This window comes from Streptomyces sp. NBC_01210 (genome assembly GCF_036010325.1).
GTDB lineage: Bacteria > Actinomycetota > Actinomycetes > Streptomycetales > Streptomycetaceae > Streptomyces.
On record NZ_CP108549.1, the window covers coordinates 7040915 to 7065831 of the forward strand.

Annotated in this window: 3 protein-coding genes and 1 pseudogene; 1 reads left to right on the top strand and 3 read right to left on the bottom strand. The window is 69.2% G+C overall.

Annotated elements, in window-relative coordinates:
• Positions 1–18: 18 nt before the first annotated feature.
• The 3 genes and pseudogenes from OG735_RS31830 to OG735_RS31840 all read right to left on the bottom strand — a co-directional run bounded on the left by OG735_RS31830 (position 19) and on the right by OG735_RS31840 (position 22745).
• Positions 19–13434, bottom strand: coding sequence for an SDR family NAD(P)-dependent oxidoreductase (locus tag OG735_RS31830; RefSeq protein ID WP_327326575.1), 13416 nt, complete (start codon positions 13432–13434; stop codon positions 19–21).
• 146 nt (positions 13435–13580) lie between these two features.
• Positions 13581–21488, bottom strand: a pseudogene (locus tag OG735_RS31835) (SDR family NAD(P)-dependent oxidoreductase); the annotation flags it as partial.
• A gap of 390 nt (positions 21489–21878) precedes the next feature.
• Entirely contained in the window at positions 21879–22745 is an 867-nt protein-coding gene (locus tag OG735_RS31840; protein ID WP_327326576.1) for an ACP S-malonyltransferase, read from the bottom strand.
• A gap of 507 nt (positions 22746–23252) precedes the next feature.
• Between OG735_RS31840 and OG735_RS31845 the strand changes: the two genes are divergently transcribed.
• Positions 23253–24887, top strand: a complete 1635-nt coding sequence (locus tag OG735_RS31845) for a flavin monoamine oxidase family protein (RefSeq protein ID WP_442812522.1) — start codon at positions 23253–23255, stop codon at positions 24885–24887.
• Positions 24888–24917 lie beyond the last annotated feature (30 nt).

Below are 24917 nucleotides of genomic sequence, written 5' to 3' on the forward strand. Positions count from 1 at the left end.
AGCTCCACAGATCAGACATCACGAGTCGGCGTTTCCGAGCGCCATACGGATCAGGTGTTCGGTGTCCATCGCGTCGATATCGTCGATCGCGTCGGTTCGGTCGGTTTCCTCGGGCGCGGGGTTCGCACCGCCCATACCGGCCAGGTCCATCAGGAGATCCAGCACGCCGGCCTCGCGGAAGCGAGCCAGCGGAACAGCTGCGAGCGCGGAGCGGATCCGGACTTCCTCGGGATCGGCGCCGGCGTCGGGCCCGTCGCTGTCCGGCACCAGCTGGGCACGCAGATAACCGGTGAGCGCGAGCGGCGTCGGGTAGTCGAAGACGAGAGTGGCCGGAAGCCGGAGCCCGGTCTCGCCGTTGAGGCGATTGCGCAGTTCGACGGCGGTCAGCGAGTCGAAGCCCAACTCCTTGAAGGCCCGGCCCGGTTCGAGCCCGCCCCCGCCCCCGCCGCTGTGGCCGAGGACCGCGGCGACATGGGTACGCACGGCCTCCAGCAGCAGCGCGTTCTGCTCCTCGCCGGTGAGCCCGGCGAGTCGGTCGGCGAGTGCAGCCTTGCCCGCAGCGGAAGCGCCGGCCGCGGCCGCGCGCCGGCCGGGCCCACGGCGCAACCCACGCAGCAGTGCGTCGTCCGAGCCGCCTTCGTGGGCGAGCAGCGTCCCGAGATCCAGGCGCATCGGGGAGACCACGGGACGGCCGGACTCGCGGGCCACGTCGAACAGCGACATGCCCAGCTCCGAGGAGATCGGCAGCATGCCGCCGCGCTCCATGCGCTGTACGTCGGCCGCCGTGAGGTGGCCGGTGATGCCACTGCGTTGCCCCCAGAAACCCCACTGGAGCGAGGTGCCGGCGAGTCCGATGGCCCGCCGGTGCTGCGCCAAGGCGTCGAGGAAGGTATTGCCCGCGACGTAGTTGGCCTGGCCTGCCTCGCCGAAGAGACTGGCGGCGGAGGAGAAGAGGACGAAGGCGGACAGGCCCAGGTCCTTCGTCAGCTCGTGGAGGTTGAGCACGGCGTCGATCTTCGGACGCAGTACCCGGCCGAGCCGCTCCCGCGTGAGCGAGCCGACCGTGGCATCGTCGATCACGCCGGCGGTGTGCACGACTGCGGTGAGCGGGTGCTCCGCCGGGACGGACTTCACGAGCGTCGTCAGCGCCGAGAAGTCCGTGACATCGCACGAGGCGATCTCCACCTGTGCGCCAAGACCCTTGAGCTCGGCGGCCAACTCCGGTGCGCCCTCGGCATCGAGGCCACGGCGGCTGGTGAGGATGAGGTTGCGTACGCCGTGCTCGGCCACCAGGTGGCGCGCCACCAGTGCTCCGAGCGTGCCGGTGCCGCCGGTGATCAGCGCGGTGCCGGCACGGTCCAGCTCGACAGAGGCTGTTGTGGTCACCCCGGCGACGGGGACGCGGGCCAGACGACGTGCGGACACCTGGGCGCCCCGTACGGCCAGCTCGGGTTCGCCGGAGGCGACGGCCGTCGCGAGCAGCTCGGCGGTGAGCTCGTCACTTCGTACGTCCAGGAGCACGAGCCGGTCCGGGTTCTCGGTCTGCGCCGAGCGGATCAGCCCCCAAACGGCGGCGTTCTCCAGGTCCAGCACATCTTCGTCGGGCCCTGTGGCGGCCGCACCCTGGGTCACGAGTACCAGACGCGAGTCGGCGAACCGCTCGTCGGCCAGCCACTCCTGCGCCAGGTCGAGCGTCCGGTACAGCGCGGCGTGCGCTGCCTGCGCGAGATCCTGTGCGTCGCCCTGCGCTGCGGAACTGCTCGATACGGGCGTGGAGCTCAGGGGCGCGAACACCAGCTGCGGTACGGATCCCTCCCGGGACAGCTCGCTCAAATCCGCGTACCACGCCGCGCCGTCGAAAGGCAGCCCCAGGGTGTCGCCCCCGAGTACGGCCCACCCGGTGGCGACGTCCGGCGCGACGGTGCTGGATGTGCCGAGCGCCAACGGCGTCCACTCGGAATGGAACAGCGCCTCATGGAATCCGGCGCGGGCCGCGGAAAGCTCGTCGCCCGTCACCGGCTGCAGCTCGAGCGCGGCAACCGTCGCCACGGGCGATCCGGTGCGATCCGCGATCTGTACGGCCAGGCTCTCAGTGATGCGTACGCGCAGCAGGGAAGCACCCGTTGCGTGGAGCGTGACGCCGCTCCACGCGGTCGGCAGGGAGATCCGGCCGCTCTCGTCGCCGAACGCGTCGAGTGCGTCGAGATGCAGCGTGTGCAGGGCGGCGTCGAGGAGTGCGGGGTGGAGACCGTAGCCGTCGGTCGCAGTGCCTTCGGGCAGTGCCACTTCGGCGTAGATGTCGTTGTCGAGTCGCCAGGCATTACGCAGGCCTTGGAAGACCGGGCCGTAGCCGGCACCGATGCTCTCCAGGTCGTCGTAGACGCCGTCGAGTTCGATCTCTGTTGCGCCCTTGGGCGGCCACACCGACAGATCGAAGTCGCCGCCGGACATGGCGTCCGTGAGCAGGCCCTCGGCATGCCGTGTCCAGGGCGTTTCCGCGTCGGCGTCCTCGAGCCGCGAGTAGATCGCCACACGTCGGTGACCGCTCTCGTCGGCGGCCTCCACCGTCACTCGGATGGCGCTTCCGCCGCGCTGGGGGAGCACGAGCGGGGTCTGGATCGTCAGTTCTTCGAGGGTGCTGCATCCGGCCTGGTCGCCTGCGTGGATCGCGAGCTCGACGAGGACGGACCCGGGCAGCAGTGCCGATCCGAGCACCACATGATCGGCCAGCCACGGGTGCGACTGGAGGGACAGGCGGCCGGTGAGGACGGTGGTGTCCGACTCGGGGAGGGCGATGGTGGCGCCGAGCAGCGGGTGGGTGTTGGCGGACTGGCCAAGTCCGGCGGCGTCGCCGGTGGGTGAGATCGACTCGAGCCAGTAGCGGTCGTGTTGGAAGGCGTAGGTCGGCAGCTCCACACGTTGCCCACCACGGCCCGCGTATACGCCGTCCCAGTCCAGCTCTGTACCGCGTACGTGTGCGTGGGCGATGGCTTGGGTGAGGGTTTCGGTTTCGGGGCGGTTTTTGCGCAGGAGGGGGGTGAAGAGGGTGTTGTCGGTGTGGGGGAGGGTTTCCTGGGCCATGGCGGAGAGGGTTCCGTCGGGGCCGAGTTCCAGGTAGGTGGTGACGCCTTGGGTGGCGAGGTGGGTGATGCCGTCGGCGAAGCGGACTGCTTGGCGGACGTGGCGTGCCCAGTAGTCGGCGGTGCTGAGGTCTTCGGGTGTGGCGAGTTGGCCGGTGAGGTTGGAGACGACGGGGATGCGCGGTGTCGAGTAGGTCAGGCTGGCGGCGATGGTGTGGAACTCGTCGAGCATGGGTTCCATGCGGGGGGAGTGGAAGGCGTGGCTGACGCGGAGCTTTCGGACCTTGCGGTCCTGCTCCCGCCAGTACTCCAGCACCTCCACCACGGCGCTCTCGTCACCGGAAATCACGACGGACGAGGGTCCGTTGATCGCGGCGATGGCGATCTCGTGCTCCCGGCCTTCCAGCAGCGGCAGAATCTCCGGCTCGGTGGCCTGGATCGCGGCCATCGCTCCACCGGCAGGGAGGGCCTGCATGAGGCGGCCTCGTGCCGCGACGAGCTTGGCGGCGTCTTCGAGGGTGAAGACGCCTGCTGCGTGTGCGGCAGCCAGCTCGCCGACGGAGTGGCCGACGAGGAAGTCCGGGGTCAGTCCCCAGGCCTCGACGAGTCGGAAGAGTGCGACCTCGACCGCGAACAGCGCGGCCTGCGTGAATACCGTCTGGTCCAGCAGACCGGAGTCCGCGTCCTCCGTGCCGAACACGAGGTCCTTCAGTGGACGCTCGAGGTGCCCGTCAAAGAGCGCACAGACCTCGTCGAAGGCCTCCGCGAACACCGGATACGCCTCGTACAGCTCCCGGCCCATCCCGACCCGCTGGCTGCCCTGTCCGGTGAACAGGAACGCGACCCGGCCGCGGTTCACGCTGCCAGTGGTCAGTACGCCGGACGGTTCGTCGCTGGCCAATGCCTTCAGTCCGGCGAGGAGTTCAGTCCGGTCAGTGCCGGTGACGACGGCCCGGTGCTCGAACCGCGCCCGCGACACGGCAAGCGAGTAGCCCACATCGGCGAGACCCAGCTCAGCGTTCTCGTCCACGAAGGAGTACAGCCGCTGGGCCTGCGCCCGCAGTGCATCTTCAGTCTTGCCCGACAGCACCCACGGAACGACCCCACCGACAACAGGAACCTCAGAAGTCGGCTCGGCTTCGACGGCCGGCGCCTGCTCCAGGATTACGTGTGCATTCGTGCCGCCGATGCCGAAGGACGAGACGCCTGCTCGGCGCGGACGTCCGACCTCGGGCCACTCCCGTGCCTCGGTCAGCAGGGAAACAGCGCCCGCCGACCAGTCCACCTCCGCCGACGGCTCGTCGACGTGCAGGGTCTTCGGCAGCAGGCCCTCCCGCATCGCCATGACCATCTTGATGATGCCTGCCACGCCCGAGGCTGCCTGGCTGTGGCCGATGTTGGACTTGATCGAACCGAGCCACAACGGCTCCCCGCCCTCACGCCCCTGGCCGTACGTGGCCAGCAGCGCCTGCGCCTCGATCGGGTCACCGAGCCGCGTACCGGTGCCGTGCGCCTCCACCGCGTCCACATCCCCGGGCGTGAGCTTCGCGTTGGCGAGGGCCTGGCGGATGACACGCTGCTGGGACGGGCCGTTCGGAGCGGTCAGACCGTTCGACGCACCGTCCTGGTTCACCGCAGTACCGCGAACCACCGCAAGAACGGTGTGGCCGTTGCGGCGCGCCTCCGACAGCCGCTCGACCAGCAGCATGCCCACGCCCTCCGCCCAGCCGGTGCCGTCCGCGGCTGCTGCGAACGCCTTGCAGCGGCCGTCGGGTGCGAGACCGCGCTGACGCGAGAAGTCGACGAACGTGTCCGGGCTGGCCATGACCGTGACGCCACCGACCAGTGCCAGCGAGCACTCCCGCTGGCGCAGCGACTGCACGGCCAGGTGCAGTGCGACGAGCGAGGACGAGCACGCCGTGTCGACGGACACCGCGGGGCCTTCAAGACCGAGCACGTACGAGACACGACCCGAGGCGACACTGCCCGAGTTACCGGTGCCGAGGTAGCCCTCGACGCCCTCCGGGGCGGAGTCGCGGCCCGGGTAGTAGTCCGAGCTCATGACACCGGCGAAGACACCGGTCTGGCTGCCGCGTATGGACGCCGGGTCGATCCCGGCCCGCTCGAGCGCCTCCCACGATGCTTCGAGCAGCAGCCGCTGCTGCGGGTCCATCGCCAGCGCCTCACGCGGCGAGATCCCGAAGAACGCGGGGTCGAAGTCGCCGGCGCTCTCGAGGAAGCCGCCGACCCTGGCGTAGGTGGTGCCGACGCGGTCGGGATCGGAGTCGAAGAGGGTATCGAGGTCCCAGCCGCGGTCGGTCGGGAAATCCGTCAGGCCCTCCTCACCCGCGAGCAGCAGTCGCCACAGCGCCTCGGACGAGGTGGCGCCACCCGGGTAGCGGCAGGCAACGCCCACGATCGCGATCGGGTCGTCATCCGTCGCCACGACGGTCTCGACCCGGGCGGCGACGGCGAGTGCCGTCCCGGCTCCCTGTCCGAGAACCTCGCCTCCTATGTACTCGACGAGTGCGGCGGGCGTCGGGTAGTCGAAAATCAGCGTTGCGGGGAGTCGGAGTCCGGTCTCGCCGTTGAGGCGGTTGCGCAGTTCGACGGCGGTCAGCGAGTCGAAGCCCAACTCCTTGAAGGCCCGGCCCGGTTCGACCGCGTCCGCACCGCCGTGCCCAAGGACGGCAGCCACGTGCGTACGTACAAGGTTCAGCAGCGCGTTGTCCTGCTCATTGCGCGAGAGACCGGCCAGGCGCTGCGCCAGACCCGACCCGGCGGCCACGACCTCGGTCCGGACCGTGCGCCGCGCGGGCGTCCCGACGAGCCGGTGGAGAAGCGCCGGAACGGTGCTGCCCTGTGTCCGCAGTGCGGCAAGGTCCAGCGGGATCGGGACGAGCGTCGCCTCCGTGCCCTGGACGGCGGCATCGAACATCGCGAGCCCTACCTCGGAGGGAAGCGGGACGGTCCCCGCACGCCTCATGCGCTCGATGTCGGCGGCGGAGAGGTGTCCGGTGATCCCGCTCCGCTGCTCCCAGAAGCCCCAGGCGAGGGAGGTGGCGGGCAGTCCCAGGGCGCGGCGGTGGGATGCCAGCGCGTCCAGGAAGGTGTTGGCGGCCGAGTAGTTGCCCTGCCCGGCCTCGCCGAACACGCCGGCGGCGGAGGAGAAGAGGACGAAGGCGGACAGATCCAGATCCCTCGTCAGCTCGTGCAGATGCACGGCGGCGTCGGCCTTGGGGCGCATGACCGCGTCGAGTCGGTCGGGGGTGAGGGAGTTGATGACGCCGTCATCCAGGACACCGGCCGTGTGGATGACGGCGGTGAGGGGACGGTCGGCGGGGACGGTGGCGAGAAGGGCTGCGAGCGCTTCGCGGTCGGCGACGTCGCAGGCTGCGATGGTGATGGTGGTCGCGCCGAGGCCGCTGAGTTCGGTGGCCAGCTCGTCGGCGCCTTCAGCGTGACGACCGCGGCGGCTGGTGAGGATGAGGTGGCGTACGCCGTGTTCGGTGACGAGGTGACGGGCGAACAGCGCGCCGAGCGAGCCGGTGCCACCCGTGATCAGGACCGTGCCCTGGCTGTCGATGCCGGTGCCCGGCTCCCCGCCCTGGGCGGAGAAGCGGGCCAGGCGCGGAACGAAAGCCTTCCCCTGGCGCAGAGCCACCTGCTCCTCGCCCGTGGCGACGACGGCCATGAGGCGCTCGGCCTCGGCATTCGTCGCCGCGCCAACGGTGTCGGCGGGGGTGAGGTCGGGGTCGGGAGTGTCCATGTCGACGAGGACGAACCTCTCCGGGTTCTCCGCCTGCGCTGACCGAACGAGACCCCAAGTGGGGGCGTTCACCAGGTCCTTGACGCCTTCGTCCGTATGAGTCGCCACTGCGCCGCGCGTCACGATTACCAGGCGGGAGTCTGCGAAACGGTCCTCGGCGAGCCAGCCTTGGACGAGGTCCAGCACGTGATGTGCGGTCGAGCGAACGGCAGTCGCGACGTCTGCTTCGGATTGGGCGTCGGTGGCCGTGACGGTGAGCGGAACGAACACCACGGCAGGCACGGCTTCCGCCTGTGCCAGCTCCGCCAGGTCGGCACACACGGTCGCATCGGCCAGACCGATGGAGTTGGCGCCGACAATGGCCGACGTGATGCTCGCGCCCGGCGTCGGAATCGCCGTCTCCGGCCATTCCACGCGGAAGAGGGAGTTGCGGAACGGGCTGTGTCCGGTGGTGAGTTCGTCGGCAGTGGGCAGGCGCCAGGTGATGGATTGTGCGGTGAGGACGGGTGTTCCTGTTTCGTCGGCGGCTATGAATGAGCCGTCGACGGGGGAGAGTTTGACGCGGAGTGTGCTGGCGCCGGATGCGTGAAGCGAGACTCCGTTCCAGGAGGAGGTGATGCGTGGCTGGTCGGTCGGGTTCAGGGGCAGTGCGTGCAGGGCGGCGTCCAGGAGTGCGGGGTGCAGTCCGAAGCCGTCGGTCGCAGTTCCCTCGGGAAGTGCGACCTCGGCGAACACGTCCCCGCCGAGCCGCCAAACCGCACGCAGACCCTGGAAGACCGGTCCGTATGCCAAATCGGCTTGCGCGAGACGCTCGTAGATCTCAGCCACGTCGATCGAAGCGGCACCCTGTGGCGGCCACACCGACAGGTCGAAAGACTCTCCTTCGGCCGCGGCGGACAGCGCGCCGTCCGCGTTGAGTACCCACGGCTCGTCCGCTTCCGTCTCCTCGGGCCGGGAGAAGATCCGCACCGAGCAGCGACCGTTCTCGTCGACCTCCTGCACGGTCACGCGCAGGGCGATGCCACCGCGCTCGGGGAGGACCAGCGGGGCCTGGAGCGTCAGCTCGTCGATCGTGCCGTGCCCCACCTGGTCGCCGGCGTGGATGGCGAGCTCGACCAGCGCTGAGACCGGCACCACTGCCGTACCCATGACGATGTGGTCGGCCAGCCACGGGTGGGACTGGAGGGACAGCCGGCCGGTGAGGACGGTGGTGTTCGTCTCGGGGAGTGCGATGGTGGCGCCGAGCAGCGGGTGCTCGGTCGTGCCGAGTCCGAGGCTGGTGGCGTCACTGGACGAGGCTGCTGCCTGGAGCCAGTAGTGCTGGTGTTGGAAGGCGTAGGTCGGCAGCTCCACACGTTGCCCACCACGGCCCGCGTATACGCCGTCCCAGTCGAGTTCTGTACCGCGTACGTGTGCGTGGGCGATGGCTTGGGTGAGGGTTTCGGCTTCGGGGCGGTTTTTGCGCAGGAGGGGGGTGAAGAGGGTGTTGTCGGTGTGGGGGAGGGTTTCCTGGGCCATGGCGGAGAGGGTTCCGTCGGGGCCGAGTTCCAGGTAGGTGGTGACGCCCTGCCCGTCCAGGTAGGTGATGCCGTCGGCGAAGCGGACTGCTTGGCGGACGTGTCGTACCCAGTAGTCGGCGGTGCCGAGGTCCTCGGGTGTGGCGAGTTGGCCGGTGAGGTTGGAGACGACGGGGATGCGCGGGGTTCCGTAGGAGATTCCTGCGGCGATGGTGCGGAACTCGTCGAGCATGGGTTCCATGCGGGGGGAGTGGAAGGCGTGGCTGACGCGGAGCTGGTGGACCTTGCGGTCCTGCTCCCGCCAGTACTCCAGCACCTCCACCACAGCAGCTTCGTCGCCGGAGACAACGACGGACGAAGGGCCGTTGATCGCGGCGATGGCGATCTCGTGCTCCCGGCCTTCCAGCAGCGGCAGAATCTCCGCCTCGGTGGCCTGGATCGCGGCCATCGCTCCACCGGCGGGCAGGGCCTGCATGAGGCGGCCTCGTGCCGCGACGAGCTTGGTGGCGTCTTCGAGGGTGAAGACACCCGCCACGTGTGCGGCAGCCAGCTCACCGACGGAGTGGCCGACGAGGAAGTCGGCAGTGAGGCCCCAGGCCTCCACGAGCCGGAAGAGTGCGACCTCGACCGCGAACAGTGCGGCTTGCGTGAACACCGTCTGGTCCAGCAGACCGGCGCTGTCGTTGTCCGTGCCGAAGACGAGGTCCTTCAGTGGACGCTCGAGGTGCCCGTCAAAGTGCGCACAGACCTCGTCGAAGGCCGCCGCGAAGACGGGGTAGGTCCCGTACAGCTCCCGGCCCATCCCGACCCGCTGGCTGCCCTGCCCCGTGAACAGGAACGCCAGCCGGCCACGGCCTATGCTCCCGGCAGTCACCGCACCCGACAGATCGCCGCTGGCCAACGCCCGTACACCCGCGAGAAGTTCTTCCCGGTCGGTGCCGGTGACGACCGCCCGGTGCTCGAACCGCGCCCGCGACACCGCAAGCGAGTACCCCACATCCGCCAGACCCAGGTCGGACCGCTCGCCGACGAACGCTGCAAGCCGTGCCGCCTGCGCCCGCAGCGCGTCCTCAGTCTTGCCCGACAGCACCCACGGAACGACCCCGCCAACCACCGGAGCCACAGCCACCGCACCGGAGCTCTCGACCGGCGCCTGCTCGATGATCGTGTGCGCGTTTGTCCCGCTCAGGCCGAACGACGAGATACCGGCCCGCCGCGGGCGCCCGGTCTCCGGCCATTCCCGCGCCTCGGTGAGCAGCGACACCGCACCCGACGACCAGTCGACCTCGGGCGACGGCTGATCCACATGCAGGGTCTGCGGGAGGACACCCTCCCGTATCGCCATGACCATCTTGATGACACCGGCGACACCGGCGGCAGCTTGAGTGTGGCCGATGTTGGACTTCACCGAGCCCAGCCACAGTGGCTGGTCGGCCTCGCGCCCCTGGCCGTACGTGGCCAGCAATGCCTGAGCTTCGATCGGGTCGCCGAGCCGCGTACCCGTTCCATGCGCCTCGACCACGTCCACGTCGTCCGTCGACAGGCCCGCGCCCGCAAGCGCCTGGCGGATGACCCGTTGCTGCGAGGGACCGTTCGGAGCGGTGAGACCGTTGGAGGCGCCGTCCTGGTTGATGGCGGAACCGCGGACCACCGCAAGCACCTTGTGGCCCTTGCGCTGTGCATCCGACAGCTTCTCGACCAGCAGCATGCCCACACCCTCGGCCCACGCGGTGCCGTCCGCGGCACCGGCGAAGGCCTTGCAGCGGCCGTCGGGTGCGAGGCCGCGCTGACGGGAGAAGTCGATGAACGTATCCGGACCGGCCATCACGGTGACACCGCTGACCAGGGCCAGCGAGCAGTCGCCCTGGCGCAGCGACTGCACGGCCAGGTGCAGCGCGACGAGCGAGGACGAGCACGCCGTGTCGACGGACACCGCGGGGCCCTCGAGGCCGAGTGCGTACGAGATACGTCCGGAGGCGACGCTGCCGGACGTACCGGTGCTGAGGTAGCCCTCCAGGTCCTCGGGAACCGACTGAAGACCGGGGAAGTAGTCGGTGGCCATCACACCGGCGAAGACGCCGGTCTGGCTGCCGCGCATCGAATCGGGGTCTATGCCCGCACGTTCGAATGCCTCCCAGGCCGCCTCGAGCATCAGGCGCTGCTGCGGGTCGGTGGCCAGCGCCTCGCGCGGCGAGATACCGAAGAAGGCGGGGTCGAAGTCGCCGGCCTGCTCCAGGAAGCCGCCGACCTGGACGTAGGTCGTGCCGGTCTTCGCCGGGTCGGGGTCGTACAGGCTCTCGACGTCCCAGCCGCGGTCCGTCGGGAACGGCGAGAGCCCTTCACGACCGTTGATCAGCAGCTGCCACAACTCCTCGGGGGAGGACACCCCGCCCGGGAAGCGGCAACTCATGCCCACAATCGCGATTGGGTCGTCGTCCGTGGCCGCCGTGCCGGCCGGGATCGGCGGAGTGGCCACGGCGGTCTCTGCGGCACCGAGGAGTTCGGTGCGCAGGAAGTCGACGAGCACGGCGGGCGTCGGATAGTCGAAGACCAGCGTTGCGGGGAGTCGGAGTCCGGTCTCGCCGTTGAGGCGGTTGCGCAGTTCGACGGCGGTCAGGGAGTCGAAGCCCAACTCCTTGAATGCGCGCTTCGGCGCGACAGCGTCTGCGCTGCCGTGGCCCAGAGCGGCTGCGACGTGTGTACGTACCAGGTCGAGAAGCACGCTGCTCTGCTCGCCCTCCGGACGCCCGCCGAGGCGGCGAGCCAGCGATGAGGACTCGGTACTCGCTGCCTTCCCGCCGGCCACGCGGCGGGCCGGAGATCCGGTCAGACCGCGCAGCAGCGCCGGGAGGGCCGCGCCCTGGCCGCGCAGCGTGGCGAGATCCAGCGGCATGGGTACGAGCAGCGCCTCGTCCGACGACGAGACGACAGCGTCGAAGAGCGACATGCCGAGCTCCGAGGAGATCGGCAGCATGCCGGAGCGCTTGATGCGCTCGATGTCGGCGGCGGAGAGGTGTCCGGTGATCCCGCTGCGCTGCTCCCAGAAGCCCCAGGCGAGGGAGGTTGCGGGGAGGCCGAGCGAGCGGCGGTGGTGGGCGAGTGCGTCGAGGAAGGTGTTGGCGGCCGAGTAGTTCGCTTGACCTGCGTCGCCGAAGACACCGGCGGCGGAGGAGAAGAGAACGAATGCCGTCAGGTTTGTGTCGGCTGTCAGTTCGTGGAGGTTGAGGGCGGCGTCGGCCTTGGGGCGGAGGACGGCGTCGAGGCGTTCTGGGGTGAGGGAGTTGATGACGCCGTCGTCGAGGACGCCGGCGGTGTGGATGACGGCGGTGAGGGGGTGCTCGGCGGGGATGCTGGCGAGGAGGGTTGCGAGGGCCTTGCGGTCCGCGGCGTCGCAGGCGGTGATGTCGACGGTGGTTGCGCCGAGTTCGGTGAGTTCGGTGGCCAGTTGGGGTGCGCCGTTGGCGTCGAGTCCGCGGCGGCTGGTGAGGATGAGGTTGCGTGCGCCGTGTTGGGTGACGAGGTGGCGGGCGACGAGGGAGCCGAGGGCGCCGGTGCCGCCGGTGATGAGGATGGTGCCGGAGGAGTCCAGCGGTGTGGTGGTCTCGGCGGTCGTCGGGCGGGCCAGACGCGGCACCTGTATGGCGTCGTTGCGGAGTACGGCTTCGGGTTCGTCGGAGCCGAGGAGTGGCCACAGCGAGTTGAGTTCGGGCGACTTCTCGTCGGTGTCGAGGAGTAGGAAGCGGTCGGGGTTTTCGGATTGGGCCGTTCGTACGAGGCCCCAGATGGGTGCGTTGGTCAGGTCGGTGACGGTGTCGTTCGGGCCTGCGGCGATTGCGCCGTGGGTGATGAAGACGAGTCGGGAGTCGGCGAAGCGGTCCTCTGCCAGCCAGTCCTGGACGAGGGCCAGTGCGCGGTGTGTGGCCTGGTGTGCGGCGGTGGCCGTGTCCGTGCCTTGGTATGCCGCGAGGGGAGCGAATACGACCTCGGGGATCGTGTCGGAGGTGGTGAGCTCGGCCAGGCTCGAGAACAGCGGGCCCTCGGCAAAGACACCCGGCTCATCGCCGAGCACCGCCCACGTACCCGGCTCGACCGACGACACCGACGGCAGTGACAGCTCCGGCCAGTCCACGCGGAACAGGGAGTTGTGGAACCCACCACGGCCGGCTGTCAGTTCCTCGGCCGACGTCTCGCGCCAGGTGACGGACTGTGCGGCGAATACGGGTGCGCCCGATTCGTCGGCGGCCACGATCGAGCCGTCGGCGGGGGACAGCTTCACGCGCAGAGCCGAGGCGCCCGACGCGTACAGCGACACACCGTTCCACGAGGAGGCGATACGTGCCCGCTCGTGCGAACCCAGCGGCAGTGCGTGCAGGGCGGCGTCCAGGAGTGCGGGGTGCAGTCCGAAGCCGTCGGTCGCAGTTCCCTCGGGAAGTGCGACCTCGGCGAACACGTCCCCGCCGAGCCGCCAAACCGCATGCAGGCCCTGGAAGACCGGTCCGTATGCCAGTTCCGCTTGTGCGAGGCGCTCGTAGATCGCATCCACGTCGACGGACGCGGCACCCTGCGGCGGCCACACCGACAAATCAATGTCGGCCTCCGGAGCCACTCCGGTGACGCGACCCGTGGCATGGCACTTCCACGGCTCGCCGATGGAGGCCTCTTCGGCACGCGAGTAGATCGCGATCGCCCGGTGCCCGTGTTCGTCGGCGTTGTCCACGGTCACGCGGAGGGCGACGCCACCCTGCGCGGGCAGTACAAGCGGAGCCTGAAGGGTCAACTCCGCCAACGCACCACAGTTGGCTTCGTCGCCGGCTTGAGTCGCCAGCTCCACAAGGACGGATGTGGGCACCACCGGAACGCCCATCACGAAGTGATCCGCAAGCCAGTTGTGCGACTGCAGCGAGAGACGGCCGGCCAGCAGAATTGTTCCGGTTGCAGGAAGCGCGACCGCCGCGCCGAGCAGCGGGTGCGTGACCGAAGCCAGACCGGCAGGGACAAGGCTCCCGGCCGGGGCCGTCGCCCGCAGCCAGTAGTGCTGGTGTTGGAAGGCGTAGGTCGGCAGCTCCACACGTTGCCCACCACGGCCCGCGTATACGCCGTTCCAGTCGAGTTCTGCGCCGTGGACGTGTGCGTGGGCGATGGCTTGGGTGAGGGTTTCGGTTTCGGGGCGGTTTTTGCGCAGGAGGGGGTGAAGAGGGTGTTGTCGGTGTGGGGGAGGGTTTCCTGGGCCATGGCGGAGAGGGTTCCGTCGGGGCCGAGTTCCAGGTAGGTGGTGACGCCTTGGGTGGCGAGGTGGGTGATGCCGTCGGCGAAGCGGACTGCTTGGCGGACGTGTCGTACCCAGTAGTCGGCGGTGCCGAGGTCCTCGGGTGTGGCGAGTTGGCCGGTGAGGTTGGAGACGACGGGGATGCTCGGTGTCGAGTAGGTCAGGCTGGCGGCGATGGTGCGGAACTCGTCGAGCATGGGTTCCATGCGGGGGGAGTGGAAGGCGTGGCTGACGCGGAGCTTTCGGACCTTGCGGCCCTGCTCCCGCCAGTACTCCAGCACCTCCACCACAGCAGCTTCGTCGCCGGAGACAACGACGGACGAGGGTCCGTTGATCGCGGCGATGGCGATCTCCGTCTCGCGGCCCTCAATCGTCGCCAGGATTTCGGCTTCGGTGGCCTGGATCGCGGCCATGGCTCCACCGGCGGGCAGGGCCTGCATGAGGCGGCCTCGTCCCGCGACGAGCTTGGTGGCGTCTTCGAGGGTGAAGACGCCCGCCACGTGTGCGGCAGCGAGTTCGCCGACGGAGTGGCCGACGAGGAAGTCCGGGGTCAGTCCCCAGGCCTCGACGAGTCGGAAGAGTGCGACCTCGATCGCGAACAGTGCGGCCTGGGTGAACACCGTCTGATCCAGCAGACCGGAGTCCACGTCCTCCGTGTCGAAGACGAGGTCCTTCAGCGGACGCTCGAGGTGCCCGTCAAAGTGCGCACAGACTTCGTCGAAGGCCTCCGCGAAGACGGGGTACGTCTCGTACAGCTCGCGGCCCATCCCGGCCCGCTGGCTGCCCTGTCCCGTGAACAGGAACGCCAGCTTGCCGCCCGTACCGGTCGAGCCGTCGACCAGTCCTGGGGCCGTCCGTCCGGCGGCGAGAGCCTCCAGCCCGGACAGCAGCTCCTCACGGCTCGCGCCCGAGACCACCGCCCGGTGCTCGAACCGCGCCCGTGACACGGCAAGCGAGTAGCCCACATCCGCCAGACCCGGCTCGGAGCCCTCGACGAAGGAGTGCAGCCGCTGAGCCTGCGCCCGCAGCGCACCCTCAGTCTTGCCCGACAGCACCCACGGAACGACCCCACCAACCACAGGAGCCTCGGAAGCTTCAACAGCCTCCACGACCGGCGCCTGCTCCAGAATCACATGCGCATTGGTGCCACTGATGCCGAAGGACGAGACACCCGCCCGGCGCGGGCGCCCGGTCTCCGGCCACTCCCGTGCCTCGGTGAGCAGCGACACCGCACCCGCGGACCAGTCGATCTCGGGCGACGGCTCGTCCACGTGCAGGGTCTGCGGGAGGACACCCTCCTGCATCGCGACGACCATCTTGATGATGCCCGCAGCGCCGGCTGCAGCCTGGGTGTGGCCGATGTTGGACTTCACCGAGCCCAGCCACAACGGCTCCCCGCCCTCGCGCCCCTGGCCGTACGTGGCCAGCAGCGCCTGAGCTTCGATCGGGTCACCGAGGCGCGTTCCCGTGCCGTGTGCTTCCACCACGTCCACATCGGCCGTGGACAGGCCCGCGCCCGCAAGCGCCTGGCGGATGACGCGTTGCTGCGAGGGACCGTTCGGAGCGGTCAGACCGTTCGACGCGCCGTCCTGGTTCACTGCCGTACCGCGAACCACCGCAAGCACCTTGTGGCCGTTGCGCTCGGCGTCCGACAGCCGCTCGACGAGCAGCATGCCCACGCCCTCGGCCCAGATCGTGCCGTCGGCCGCGCCCGCGAAGGCCTTGCAGCGGCCGTCGGGGGCGAGGCCGCGCTGCCGCGAGAAGTCGACAAAGGTGTCAGGTGTCGACATGACCGTGACGCCGCCGGCCAGCGCCAGCGAGCACTCTCCCCGGCGCAGCGACTGAACTGCCAGATGCAGGGCCACCAGCGAGGACGAGCACGCCGTGTCCACCGAAACGGCCGGGCCTTCGAGGCCGAGTGCGTACGAGATACGTCCGGAGGCGACGCTTCCGGACGTGCCGGTGCTGAGGTAGCCCTCCAGGTCCTCGGGCACCGACTGGAGGCTCGGGAAGTAGTCGGTGTTCATGACACCGGCGAAGACACCTGTCTGGCTGCCGCGCACGGACGCCGGGTCGATCCCCGCGGCCTCCAGCGACTCCCAGGAGGCTTCGAGCAGCAGCCGCTGCTGCGGGTCCATCGCCAGCGCTTCGCGCGGCGAGATCCCGAAGAACTCGGCGTCGAAGTCCGCGGCGGAGACGAATCCGCCCTCGCGGACATACGTCGTGCCGACGTGCGTCGGATCCGGGTCGTACACGCCCTCGATGTCCCAGCCGCGGTCGGTGGGGAACGTGGAGAGACCTTCACCCTTCTCGACGACCATGCGCCAGAGGTCGTCCGGCGAGGCGACATCACCCGGGAAGCGGCAGGCCATACCGACGATCGCGATCGGCTCGTCGTCGTTCCGCGGCCCGGCGACCGGAGCCACGAAACCGGTGGTGGCGGACTGATCAGCGAACGTCTCGGAGAGCAGGTGCTCCACCAGTGCCGACGGGGTCGGGTAGTCGAAAGTGAGTGTCGCCGGGAGGCGGAGGCCGGTGAGAGTGTTCAGGCGGTTGCGCAGCTCGACCGCGGTCAGCGAGTCGAACCCCACCTCCTTGAAGGCCCGTTTCGGCTCGATCGCCTGCGCGTTGCCATGGCCGAGTACGGACGCGACATGACCGCGTACGAGCTCGAGCAAGGTGCTCGTACGCTCGGCGGGCGAGAGCCCGGCGAGACGGCGGGCGAGGACGGACGTGCCGCCGGCCGCTGCCGCTTCGCTTGCCACCACACGGCGCACGGGCGTGCCGACGAGTCCGCGCAGCAGGGCGGGGACCGTGGCGGAGGGCGCGCGGAACATGGCGAGGTCAAGACTCATGGGCGACGAGACAGGGGCGCCCGATTCGCGTGCTGTGTCGAGGAGTTGGAGGGCGAGTTGGGTGGGGAGGGGGGTCATGCCGGAGCGGTGGATGCGCTCGATGTCTGCGGTGGTGAGGTGTCCGGTGATTCCGCTGCGCTGCTCCCACAGGCCCCATTGGAGGGAGGTTGCGGGCAGGCCGAGCGAGCGGCGGTGGTGGGCCAGGGCGTCGAGGAAAGTATTGGCGGCGGCGTAGTTGCCCTGTCCCGGGTCGCCGAAGAGGCCGGCTGAGGAGGAGAAGAGGACGAAGGCGGAGAGGTCCAGGTCCTTGGTGAGTTCGTGGAGGTTGAGGGCGGCGTCGGCCTTGGGGCGGAGGACGGCGTCGAGTCGGTCAGGGGTGAGGGAGTTGATGACGCCGTCGTCCAGGACACCGGCCGTGTGGATCACGGCGGTCAGCGGACGCTCGCTGTCGATCGACTTGAGCAGCGTCTCGAGCGAGCTGCGGTCGGATGCGTCGCAGGCGGTGATGTCGACGGTGGTTGCGCCGAGTTCGGTGAGTTCGGTGGCCAGTTCGGGTGCGCCGTTGGCGTCGAGTCCGCGGCGGCTGGTGAGGATGAGGTTGCGTGCGCCGTGCTCAGTGACGAGATGCCTGGCGACAAGCGACCCCAGCGCACCGGTACCGCCGGTGATGAGAACGGTCCCGGACGGATCCAGTTCCATGGCCGGGTCGCTGTCGGTGACGGGCACGCGGGCCAGACGCGGCACCTGTATGGCGTCGTTGCGGAGTACGGCTTCGGGTTCGTCGGAGCCGAGGAGTGGCCACAGCGAGTTGAGTTCGGGCGACTTCTCGTCGGTGTCGAGGAGTAGGAAGCGGTCGGGGTTTTCGGATTGGGCCGTTCGTACGAGGCCCCAGATGGGTGCGTTGGTCAGGTCGGTGACGGTGTCGTTCGGGCCTGCGGCGATTGCGCCGTGGGTGATGAAGACGAGTCGGGAGTCGGCGAAGCGGTCCTCTGCCAGCCAGTCCTGGACGAGGGCCAGTGCGCGGTGTGTGGCCTGGTGTGCGGCGGTGGCCGTGTCCGTGCCTTGGTATGCCGCGAGGGGAGCGAATACGACCTCGGGGATCGTGTCGGAGGTGGTGAGCTCGGCCAGGCTCGAGAACAGCGGGCCCTCGGCAAAGACACCCGGCTCATCGCCGAGCACCGCCCACGTACCCGGCTCGACCGACGACACCGACGGCAGTGACAGCTCCGGCCAGTCCACGCGGAACAGGGAGTTGTGGAACCCACCACGGCCGGCTGTCAGTTCCTCGGCCGACGTCTCGCGCCAGGTGACGGACTGTGCGGCGAATACGGGTGCGCCCGATTCGTCGGCGGCCACGATCGAGCCGTCGGCGGGGGACAGCTTCACGCGCAGAGCTGAGGCGCCCGACGCGTACAGCGACACACCGTTCCACGAGGAGGCGATACGTGCCCGCTCGTGCGAACCCAGCGGCAGTGCGTGCAGGGCGGCGTCCAGGAGTGCGGGGTGCAGTCCGAAGCCGTCGGTCGCAGTTCCCTCGGGAAGTGCGACCTCGGCGAACACGTCCCCGCCGAGCCGCCAAACCGCACGCAGACCCTGGAAGACCGGTCCGTAGGAGAGGCCAATGCTCTCCAGGCTGTCGTAGATGCCGTCGGCCTCGACCGACGCGGCACCCTGCGGCGGCCATACGGACAGGTCGAACGCCGCGGACTCGGCAGCCGTGAACAGTGTGCCGGTCGCATGCAGTGTCCACTGGCTGCCGGGGACCGCCTCGTCGGCGCGGGAGAAGAACCGCACCGGGCGGCGGCCCGCCTCGTCAGCGGCGTCCACGGCCAGTCGCAGCACCACTGCGCCCTGCTCGGGCAGGACCAGCGGGGCCTGCAGCGTCAGTTCCTCGACCCCGCCGCAACCGACCTGGTCGCCGGCGTGGATCGCAAGCTCGATCAGCGCCGAGCCCGGCACGACGGCCGAGTCCAGCACCATGTGATCCGCAAGCCATGCGTGCGACTGGAGAGACAGGCGGCCCGTCAGCAGCATCCCGTCCGACTCCGGCAGCGCGACCGCCGCGCTCAGCAGCGGGTGCCCCGTGGCCGACTGGCCGAAGCCCGTGGCGTCACCGGAGAGCGTGGGCGTGTCCAGCCAGTAGTGCTGGTGCTGGAAGGCGTACGTCGGCAGGTCCACGCGCTGCCCGCCGCGGCCTGCGAATACGCCGTCCCAGTCCAACTCCGCGCCGTTCACGTGCATACGGGCGATGGCGGAGGTGAAGACCTCGGCTTCGGGGCGGCCCTTGCGCAGGACCGGGGTGAAGACCACGTCTTCGGCGTCGGGCAGGGACTCCTGGCCCATGGCCGAGAGGATGCCGTCGGGGCCGAGCTCAACGAAGGACGTGACGCCCTGCTCGGCGAGATAGGTGATGCCGTCCCGGAAACGCACAGCCTGACGCACATGCCGTACCCAGTACTCCGGTGAGCACAGCTCCTCCGCGGTGGCCGGCTCGCCGGTCACGTTGGAGACAACCGGGATCCGCGGCGCGGAGTAGGTCATCACACGGGCGTGCCAGCGGAACTCGTCCAGCATGGGTTCCATGCGGGGGGAGTGGAAGGCATGGCTGACGCGGAGCTGACGGACCTTGCGGCCCCGGCCGCGCCAGTGCTCCAGCACCTCCAGGACAGCGGCTTCGTCACCAGAAATGACCACCGACGAAGGGCCGTTGATCGCGGCGATGGCGATCTCCGTCTCACGGCCCTCAATCGTCGCCAGGATTTCGGCCTCGGTGGCCTGGATCGCGGCCATCGTGCCGCCGGCCGGCAGGGCCTGCATAAGGCGGCCCCGTGCAGCCACCAGAACAGCCGCATCCTCGAGGCTGAAGACGCCTGCCACGTGTGCGGCAGCCAGCTCACCGACCGAGTGGCCGACCAGGAAGTCGGGTGTCAGACCCCAGGACTCGACGAGCCGGAACAGCGCGACCTCGATCGCGAACAGCGCGGCCTGCGTGAACGATGTCTGGTCCAGCAGACCGGAGCTGTCGTCGTCCGTGCCGAAGACGAGGTCCTTGAGCGGACGCTCAAGATGCAGGTCGAGGTAGGAGCAGACTTCGTCGAAGGCCGCCGCGAAGACGGGGTACGTCTCGTGGAGCTCCCGGCCCATTCCGACCCGCTGGCTGCCCTGCCCGGTGAACAGGAACGCGACCCGACCACGGTTGACGCTCCCCGCGGTGACCGCGCCCCCCGATACCTCACCGTCGGCGACAGCCTCCAGTCCGGCCAGCAGCTCCTCACGGCTCGCGCCTGAAATCACGGCCCGGTGCTCGAACCGTGCCCGTGACACCGCCAGCGAGTACCCCACATCGGCCGGACCCAGCTCGGACTTCTCCTCCACGAAGGAGTACAGCCGCTCGGCCTGTGCCCGCAGCGCGTCCTCAGTCTTGCCCGAGAGCACCCACGGAACGACCCCACCGACGACAGGAGCCTCGGAAACAGCCTCGTCTTCCGCTGCCGGCGCCTGCTCCAGAACTACATGCGCGTTTGTGCCGCTCATACCGAACGACGAGACACCGGCCCGGTGCGGGCGCCCGGTCTCCGGCCATTCGCGCGCCTCCGTCAGCAGCGACACCGTCCCTGCCGACCAGTCCACGTGCGGGGACGGCTCGTCCGCGTGCAGCGTCTGCGGCAGCACACCCTCCCGCATCGCCAGAACCATCTTGATGACACCGGCGACACCGGCCGCAGCCTGCGTATGCCCGACGTTCGACTTCAGCGAGCCGAGCCAGAGCGGCTCCCCGCCCTCGCGCCCCTGCCCGTACGTGGCCAGCAGCGCCTGCGCCTCGATCGGGTCACCCAGCCGCGTACCCGTGCCATGGCCCTCGACCGCGTCGATGTCCGTCGTGGCGAGGCCGGTGCCCGCGAGGGCGCGCCGGATGACGCGCTGCTGGGCGAGACCACTGGGAGCGGTCAGGCCATTGGACGCGCCGTCGGAGTTGATGGCGGTGCCGCGCACCACCGCGAGCACCTGATGGCCGTTGCGCCGGGCCTCCGAGAGCCGTTCGAGGACGACGATGCCGACGCCCTCACCCCATCCGGTGCCGTCGGCGTCCGCGGAGTACGCCTTGCAGCGCCCGTCCTCGGAGAGGCCGCGCTGCCGGCTGAAGGCGAGAAACCCGCCAGGACTCGACATGACGGCCGCACCGCCGGCCACGGCGAGTGGGCAGTCGCCGCGGCGCAGGGCCTGTACGGCGAGGTGGAGTGCGACGAGCGAGCCGGAGCAGGCGGTGTCGACGGTGATGGTGGGACCTTCGAAGGCGAAGGTGTAGGCGAGACGGCCCGAGGCGACGCTGGCGGCGTTGCCGGTCAGCAGGTAGCCCTCGAAGCCCTCGGCGGCATCCTGCAGGCGCGGGCCGTACTCCTGGTTCTCGACGCCGACATACACACCGGTCTGACTGCCGCGGGCGGCCCTGGGGTCGATGCCCGCGCGTTCGAGGGCCTCCCAGGTGCTCTCCAGCAGGAGCCGCTGCTGCGGGTCCATGCCGAGCGCCTCGCGCGGGCTGATGCCGAAGAAGTCGGCGTCGAACTCGCCCGCGTCGTGCAGGAATCCGCCCTGGCGGGTGTAGCTCTTGCCCGCGTCGTCGGGGTCCGGAGAGTACAGATTGTCGAGATCCCAGCCGCGGCGGGTGGGGAAGTCGGAGATCGCGTCGCCGCCCTCGGCGAGGAGCTTCCACAGCTCCTCGGGGGTGGTGACGCCACCGGGGAGGCGCACGGCCATGCCGACGATGGCGATCGGCTCGTCGTCGGCCCCGGCGGTCCCGAGCGGCTCACCCTGGTCGCCCGGGTCGGCGGCGGAGCCGTACAGAAGGCGCTGAAGTTCGCGCGCGAGCGCCCGCGGGGTGGGATGGTCGAAGGGCAGGGTGACGGGCACGCGGAGCCCGGTCGCCGCGACGAGCCGGCTGTGGAAGTCGACGGCGGCGAGCGAGTGGAAGCCGAGCTCGAGGAAGGAACTCTCGGGGTCGATCCCGTTCGGTACCTCTCGGTCCGCGCTCTTGAGCACGTCCCTGGTCAGACCGGTGACGAAGGCGAGCAGGTGGTGTTCCTGCTCCGGCCCGGTCAGTTCAGCCTGCGAACGGAATTCTCCGGACTGGCCTACCATCGCTCGCTCCACAACTCTGCCGACATGGCTGTTCAAAGAAACCGGACTTCACGCGAGAGTATGTGGACACCAAGTGGCGGTCACACCCCTACGCACCCCTTGGGGCATTGCCGATATGGGGGTTGGTGTTGTGGCGGCTTTCGGCGCCGCCACGACGACGGCCAACGAATGCCGACGCAGCAACCGTTCACGATTGCTGAGGCATCAGCGGCTGACGAATACCGCCACGACAGCTGTATTCGTCACCACCGGGCATCAGCTTTTCGTCGGCCGCAGAGTGGACCGGAGAACGCTTTTCGGGTCGACGGCCACGACATCGAAGTTCCGCGTGGTGCATTTCACTCGCCGGAACAGATTGTCGGGGCCGGTGATGTAGAGCTTCCGTACACCGAGGTTGAGCAGCGAGTCGACGACATCGGGCCAGTTGATGGCCTTGTCGAAGGTGTCGAGCATCATTGTCCGCATCGCATCCGCGGTGCGCACGACACTGCCGTCCTGGTCGGCGACGACAGTGAGTTTCGGGTCGCGGATCTCGTACCGGGACAGGACCTCCTCCTCGGCCTTGCGGCGGAGACCGCCGAACGCCTCGGCGTGCACGGGCGGGCGCATCGTGTACATGGAGTAGCCGCCCATGGCGCTGATGGCCTTCTTGAGGCCGTCCAGGAGGTGTTCGCGGATGGACACCATGCAGAAGCCCTCGTCGAGACGGCCCGAGATGTCGTACCAGTCGCCGTTCGCGGCGAGCCCGTCCAGATACTCCTGGAAGGCCTCGTCCGGGACGCGTACACAGGAGTGGGTGACCACATCCTGGTGTTCGACGGCGAAGAACTCCTGCTCGCAGCGGGCGAGTTCGGCCGTCATACGGACGGTGTCCGCGAAGTCGACGGCCCCCGTCCAGGCGGCCGCGGCCTTCTGGCCGAAGCTCGGCCCGACGCAGTAGTCGGGGCGCATCCCGAGGAGGTCCTCGGCGCGGTCGGCCAGAGCAAGGGAGTTGACCAGGAAGGCCACCTGCGTGTACTCCGAGTAGTCGTCCTCGGCTTCGTAGAACCGGTCGAGGAGCGAGTACCCGAGCGCCTTGTCTGCAGCCGATACGCGGCGCCTTGCGTACCTGTCGAGAACCATGAATTTGCCGACCGCGGAAAAGCTTGACGGTCCCATTCCTGGAAATACGACAGCTGTCTTCTCTTCCATCAGATTTCACCCACAGTCAGCCAGCGGACAGCATGGTCGACGCTATGGGGGCGGGCGGGCCCCGGGCCACCCCATAGGCCCCCTAATCCCACCCCGTAGGCACCCCTTGACCTTCACGGGTGCCGCAGCATGCGGTCACCCGGCCCGCCTCGTGTGCGGACGCCTTGCCGAGCCGCCCGGTTCCCGTATCCCGCATGCCACATAGGCAGGGGGGATAGGGGTTGCCAGTGCCTCCCCGCGAAAAATAGCGTGTGCCTGCCGACGCAGGCAGTCCTCGGCCGACAGTTCACCATTCGGCCGGGCCACGCTGACGGCATCGACATGCGGCTCGCGCGGCGTGAGCGGGCGGAGCCCTCCCGGAATTTCATTGATTCCCCGACCAGCATCGCCGAAACGGCCCGAAGGGTTTTCCTGATGACGTCACCCAGCCCGGCTTCAATGAGCATGCTCGTTCCGGACTTCCCCTTCTCCTACGACGACTGGCTACGCCATCCCGCCGGTCTCGGCGAGCTGCCGCCCGAACGAGCCGGTACGCCGGTGGCCGTTGTCGGTGGTGGCATCTCCGGGCTGACGGCCGCCTACGAGCTGATGCGGCTCGGTCTGCGGCCCGTTGTGTACGAGGCCGGCGATCTGGGCGGCCGTATGCGAGCCGTTCCCTTCGCGACCCGCCCCGAGTACGTCGCCGAGCTCGGGGCGATGCGCTTCCCGAAGTCGGCGCGGGCTCTGTTCCACTACATCAACCTGCTCGGCCTGGGCACCCGCCCGTTCCCCAACCCGCTCGCGCCGAACACCCCGGGCACGCTCATCGACGTCAACGGACGCCAGCACTGGGCCCGTTCCCAGGACGACCTCCCGATGCTCTATCAGGAGGTCGCGGACGCCTGGGAGAAGACGCTCCAGGAGCTGGCCGAGCTGTCGACGGTGCGCGGCGCGATTCAGCAGCGCGACATCGTGACCCTCAAGGCCGTGTGGAACCGTCTGGTACGCGATCTCGACGACCAGTCCTTCTACGGCTTCCTGGCATCCTCGTCCTCGTTCCACTCCTTCCAGCACCGCGAGGTCTTCGGCCAGGTCGGCTTCGGTACGGGCGGATGGGACACCGACTTCCCCAATTCGGTTCTGGAGATCCTGAGGGTGGTCTTCACCGAGGCCGACGATGATCAGCTCTCCATCGTCGGCGGTGTGCAGCAGCTGCCGCAGGGGCTGTGGGAGCAGCGGCCCGAGTCCCCGGCCCACTGGCCCGAAGGCACTTCACTCTCCTCGCTGCACGGCGGGGGTCCGCGGCCGGCTGTTGTGGGGCTGCGGCGCAAGGGTTCCGACTTCGTCGTCGAGGACGCGTCCGGAGACGTCAGCGTCTACCCGGCCGTGGTGTTCACGCCGCATCTGTGGACGTTGCTGAACCGGATCGACTGCGAGCCGGGGCTGCTGCCCACCGAGCACTGGACGGCGGTGGAGCGCACGCACTACATGGGCTCCTCAAAGGTCTTCGTCCTCACCGACCGTCCGTTCTGGCGCGACATCGACCCGCGCACCGGCCGGGAGACGATGGGAATGACCCTCACCGACCGGATCGCGCGCGGCGTGTACCTCTTCGACAACGGTGTCGACCGGCCCGGCGTGATGTGCCTGTCGTACACATGGAACGACGACTCGCTGAAGTTCGCGACCCTGTCGGCGCAGCAGCGCCTCGAAGTGCTGCTGGAGCGGCTCGGCGAGATCTATCCGGGTGTGGACATCCGGTCGCACATCATCGACGAGCCGATCACCGTCACCTGGGAGACAGAGCCCCATTTCATGGGTGCCTTCAAGGCGAACCTGCCGGGCCAGTACCGGTATCAGCGGCGGTTGTTCACCCACTTCATGCAGGACGGGATGGACGCCTCGCACCGCGGATTCTTCCTCAGCGGCGACGACGTCTCCTGGACCGCGGGCTTCGCCGAAGGCGCGGTGACCACCGCCCTGAACGCGGTGTGGGGCGTGGTCAACCATCTGGGCGGCCGTACCCCGTCGGCCAACCCCGGACCCGGCGATGTGTTCGATCAGCTCGCTCCGGTGGAGCTGCCCTACGCCTGAGCCGGCCGTGTTTGTCCATCAATCCCCATG

Bases quoted from the DNA above. Each gene is read 5' to 3' on its own strand.
- OG735_RS31840 (WP_327326576.1), bottom strand. From the start codon at position 22,745: ATGGTTCTCGACAGGTACGCAAGGCGCCGCGTATCGGCTGCAGACAAG.
- OG735_RS31845 (WP_442812522.1), top strand. From the start codon at position 23,253: ATGAGCATGCTCGTTCCGGACTTCCCCTTCTCCTACGACGACTGGCTA.